At 50.1% G+C, this 4,973-nt stretch carries 3 protein-coding genes and 3 pseudogenes; all 6 read left to right on the top strand.

Annotated elements, in window-relative coordinates:
* Nucleotides 1-334: 334 nt before the first annotated feature.
* The gene (locus OQV04_RS23500; RefSeq protein ID WP_001031431.1) at nucleotides 335-541 is read left to right on the top strand and encodes a hypothetical protein; all 207 of its coding nucleotides are present in this window, start codon (nucleotides 335-337) and stop codon (nucleotides 539-541) included.
* Between the two features lie 789 nt (nucleotides 542-1,330).
* A pseudogene (locus OQV04_RS23495) lies at nucleotides 1,331-3,280 on the top strand (phage tail tape measure protein); the annotation flags it as partial.
* Nucleotides 3,280-3,609, top strand: coding sequence for a phage tail protein (locus OQV04_RS23490; RefSeq protein WP_000447248.1), 330 nt, complete (start codon nucleotides 3,280-3,282; stop codon nucleotides 3,607-3,609). The pseudogene OQV04_RS23495 and the gene OQV04_RS23490, both read left to right, overlap by 1 nt.
* Nucleotides 3,610-3,618: 9 nt before the next feature.
* Nucleotides 3,619-4,317 carry a phage minor tail protein L gene (locus tag OQV04_RS23485; RefSeq protein WP_047090220.1) on the top strand — a complete coding sequence of 233 codons (699 nt, stop codon included), beginning with the start codon at nucleotides 3,619-3,621 and terminating at the stop codon, nucleotides 4,315-4,317.
* Between the two features lie 5 nt (nucleotides 4,318-4,322).
* A pseudogene (locus OQV04_RS23480) lies at nucleotides 4,323-4,436 on the top strand (hypothetical protein); the annotation flags it as partial.
* Nucleotides 4,435-4,973, top strand: a pseudogene (locus tag OQV04_RS23475) (hypothetical protein); the annotation flags it as partial. The pseudogenes OQV04_RS23480 and OQV04_RS23475, both read left to right, overlap by 2 nt.

Raw genomic sequence — 4,973 nt, 5'->3', positions numbered from 1 at the left:
CGAATATTTCTTTAAAAATGGCAGCCTGAGCCATTGGTTAACCTTCCATGTGATACGATGGCGCGTAGTTTGCATTATCGTGTTTATTGTTTCAATCTGGTCTGACCTCTTTGTGTTTTGTTGATGATTTATGTCAAATATTAAGCCTGTTTTTAATGAATAGTGTTGATTGCGTAACAAAGTTGAGCCTTGCTGGCATCCAGGAGGGATATGCAACCGACAGATGTATGTAAGGTCGATGTACTCAAACTTTCATACTTTTCCTCTTTTATGCAGAAAGATTTGAAGTAATATTTTAACCGCTAGATGACGAGCAAACGCATGGAGCGACAAAATGAATAAAGAACAATCTGCTGATGAACTCTCGTTGGATCTGATTCGTGTAAAAAATATGCTTAATAGCACCATTTCTATGAGTTACCCGGATGTTGTAATTGCATGTATAGAACATCAGGTGTCTCTGGAAGCATTCAGGGCAATTGAGGCAGCGTTGGTGAAGCACGATAAGAATTCGAAGGATTATTCCCTGGTGGTTGACTGAGCACCATAACTGCTAATCATTCAAACTATTTCACCTGTGACAGAGTCAGTATCGCATTCTGTCACTGTCAGGCTAATACAGAGCTGCAATTCAACTACTGCAATGTCCTCGTAATTAGGTGAATTTACAATATCGTCCTGTTCGGATGCCGGCTGCATTGCTGAAGATGAGGCATTTATGGTTCGCATATTTTCCCCTCATGCTCGTCAGTCCTGTGCGTAGGAAGAAACAGGACACTCACACTAATTTGTGTGGGCATGCTGTGATGTCCTTCTGAATTATTCCTATGCCATTATGTAAAGCGCTGTATCAGATGCTCGTCACGGCTGTCAGGCTGTCGGGTCCTCCCGGTGGGGGCCCCTGCCACGGGGCGGGAGCGTCGCGGAAAAAGGCTAGTTTTTGCATTTCCATGGCGGCGGCAGCATGTTTGGTAATTTATTGATAATTAAAAGTTATTTCTCTTTTCACCTGTACAATATTTTTTTCTCCCTGTCATTAGACCAGTTTGCAATTAATTGAAATATATAAATAAACATGATTTTCACCTGCCAGATGGAGTTGCTTATGTCAAATGTGAGCGGGATCGGTGATGCTTATTACTGGAGTGTTTTTAAAATCGCTGAGGCCTTTGGGCTTCACCGGGACACAGTAAAAAAACGGCTCCTCGCGGCCAACACTCCTGTGGCTGCGACTGTCAGGGGGAACCCCGTTTACGCCCTGCAGCATGTCGGGCCAGCCCTGTTTAGTGTGAAGCATGAGGCAGCAGACTCTGTTCATGATCCATCCCGTATGGTGGCGAGAGCTGCCGCACAGATGGAGCGATCGGTTGGCCAGTCGGTCAGCGATACCATAAATCAGTTTAAGCGGCTGAAGGATGATCCTGTAAATGCCGCGAAGGCTCTGGACAATGAGCTGCATTTTCTTACTGCCACTCAGCTTGAACAGATACGCGTCCTTGGGGAACAGGGGCGGTCCAGTGATGCGGCACGGATAGCCATGTCTGCACTGGCAGAGGAAACCGGTCGGCGTACTGCGGATATTGATAATAACCTCAATGCGCTGGGCAGTACGCTGAAGTATCTGTCTGATTTATGGAGTCGTTTCTGGGATGCGGCCATGAATATTGGTCGTGAAGACTCGCTGGATGAACAGATTTCCGCTTTACAGGAGAAAGTGTCGCGGGTGAAAAGACTCCCCTGGACGGCATCATCTTCTCAGGTTGAGTACGATCAGCAGCGTCTTAACGAGCTTCAGGAGAAAAAACGCCAGAAGGATTTGCAGGATGCAAAAGAGCAGGCAGAGCGGAATTATCAGGAGCAACAGAAACGCCGTAATGCTGAAAATGCTGCACTGAACCGGATGAATGAAACGGAAGCAGCACGACATCAGCGTGAAATTGCGCGTATTAATGCCATGCAGTACGCCGATCAGGCTGTCAGGGATGCGGCGATACAACGTGAAAATGAACGTTACGAGAAAGCCCTGGCATCCGGTAAGAAAAAAACACGCGAACCCCGTAATGATGAGGCCACCCGGTTATTGCTGCAGTACAGTCAGCAACAGGCACAGGTGGAAGGACAGATTGCTGCTGCAAGACAGTCAGCAGGCATTGCCACTGAAAAGATGACAGAAGCGCATAAACAGCTTCTGGCTCTGCAGCAGCGCATCAGCGATCTGGACGGGAAAAAACTGACGGCAGATGAAAAGAGTGTGCTGGCCCGTAAAGATGAACTGATTCAGGCACTGACGCTGCTGGATGTAAAACAGCAGGAGCTTCAGAAACAGACGGCACTCAACGATCTGAAGAAAAAAACAATTCAGCTGACCAGTCAACTGGCTGAAGAAGAGCGCGCTCAGCGTCAGCAACATGACCTGGATATCGCCACGGTGGGTATGGGTGATCAGCAGCGGCAGCGATATCAGGTACAACTGAGTCTTCGCCAGAAATACCAGCAACAGCTGGAGCAGTTGAGGCGGGATAGTGAGCAGAAAGGGACATATAACACGGATGACTACAGAAAGGCCGAGCAGGCGCTGACGGAGAGCCTGAACCGACAACTGAATGAGAATCGCCGTTACTGGCAACAGCTTGAAGTTGTGCAGGGTAACTGGAAAAACGGAGTCCTGCGTGCATTTCAGGATTTTACCGTGGATGCAGACAATACGGCAGGAACAGCAGAACAGGTGTTCTCATCAGCCTTCAGCAACATGGGAAATGGCCTGGCAACTTTTGTCACTACCGGCAAACTCAACTTCAAATCCTTCACCTCTTCGGTGCTGTCAGATATGGCGAAAATCCTGGCGCAGGCAACCATGATGAAATCGATAAAAGGGATTGGCAGTGTACTGGGATTTGATCTCAGCAGCCTTTCCCTGAATGCCAATGGGGGGATTTATCAGTCTGCTGATTTGAGTCGTTACAGTGGCACGGTGGTTAACCGTCCGACGTTTTTTGCTTTTGCAAAAGGCGCGGGTGTGATGGGGGAAGCTGGACCTGAAGCCATTCTGCCACTGCGTCGTGGTGCTGACGGTAAGCTGGGGGTTGTGGCGGATATTGGTGGTTCAGGTATGGCGATGTTTGCCCCGCAGTACAACATCGAGATCAATAACGATGGCACGAACGGGCAGATAGGTCCGGCTGCCCTGAAGGTGGTTTATGACCTTGGGAAAAAAGCGGCAGCGGACTTTATGCAACAGCAGGCCCGTGATGGTGGTCGGTTAAGTGGAGCATATCGGTAATGGAGACGTTTCACTGGAAAGTGCGCCCGGATATGAATGTGGTATCAGAGCCGAAAGTGGTGACAGTGAAGCTGGGCGATGGTTATGAACAGCGTCGTGCGGCGGGACTGAATAACCAGTTGTCGATTTACAGCGTGACTATACGTGTTCGTAAATGTGAACACCCATCTTTAAAAGCCTTTCTGGAACGGCACGGTGGCGTCCGCGCATTTCAGTGGACGCCACCTTATGACTGGAAGCCGATCAGGGTGGTTTGTCGTAAATGGTCGGCAAGCGTGGGGGCGTTGTGGGTAACCATAACGGCAGATTTTGAACAGGTCGTGGCATAGGAGTCTCTGATGCAGGATATTCCACAGGAAACACATCATGAGACGACACGCCTCACTCAGTCAGCCCAGGTGGTGCTCTGGGAAATCGACCTGACCGAGGTAGGCGGGGAACGCTACTTTTTCTGTAATGAGCAGAACGATAAAGGTGAGCCGGTCACCTGGCAGGGGCGACAGTATCAGGCGTATCCCATTCAGGGGACGGGATTTGAACTGAACGGCAAAGGCAGTGCTGCCCGTCCGACACTGACGGTTTCTAACCTGCACGGCATGGTCACCGGGATGGCGGAAGACCTGCAGAGTCTGGTCGGAGGAACGGTGGTCCGGCGTAAGGTTTACGCCCGTTTTCTGGATGCGGTGAACTTCGTCAACGGAAACAGTGACGCCGATCCGGAGCAGGAGGTGATCAGCCGCTGGCGCATCGAGCAGTGCAGCGAACTGAGCGCGGTCAGTGCCTCTTTTGTACTGTCCACGCCGACGGAAACGGACGGTGCCGTTTTTCCGGGACGTATCATGCTGGCCAACACCTGCACCTGGACCTATCGCGGTGATGAGTGCGGTTATCACGGTCCGGCGGTCGCGGATGAATATGATCAGCCGACGTCCGATATCACGAAGGATAAATGCAGCAAATGCCTGAGCGGCTGTAAGTTTCGCAATAACGTCGGCAACTTTGGCGGCTTCCTTTCCATTAACAAACTTTCGCAGTGAATCCCATGACAGAGACAGAATCAGCGATTCTGGCGCACGCCCGGCGATGTGCGCCAGCGGAGTCGTGCGGCTTCGTGGTGAGAACACCGGAGGGGGAAAGATATTTTCCCTGCGTGAATACCTTCTGCCCGTAAGGTGAATGGTAAGGCGCTTTCAGCGGATATAACACTGACACCGAAAGATATTGGTACGCTTAACTCAACAACAATGTCATTCAGCGGTGGTGCTGGTTGGTTCAAATTAGCAACGGTAACCATGCCGCAGGCGAGTTCTGTTGTTTCAATTACGTTGATTGGTGGGGCTGGATATAACGTCGGTTCACCTCAACAGGCAGGTATATCTGAACTTGTTTTGCGTGCAGGTAATGGTAATCCGAAGGGGATTACTGGTGCTTTATGGCAGCGCACATCGGCAGGGTTTACAAATTTTGCCTGGGTCAATACATCTGGTGATACTTACGATATTTACGTTGCAATCGGAAATTATGCGACTGGTGTAAATATTCAATGGGATTATACCAGTACCCACTCACTGTCCGGCACTGCTGCAAGCGCAGGTGCACACGCACATACTGTCGGTATTGGTGCTCATACGCACTCCGTTGCGATTGGTTCACATGGACACACCATCACCGTTAACGCTGCTGGTAACGCGGA

Source organism: Escherichia sp. Lx600-2 (assembly GCF_036662595.1).
Taxonomy (GTDB): domain Bacteria; phylum Pseudomonadota; class Gammaproteobacteria; order Enterobacterales; family Enterobacteriaceae; genus Escherichia; species Escherichia coli.
The sequence above is the reverse complement of the archived record's forward strand: the minus strand, read 5'-3'. Positions and strand labels throughout refer to the sequence as shown.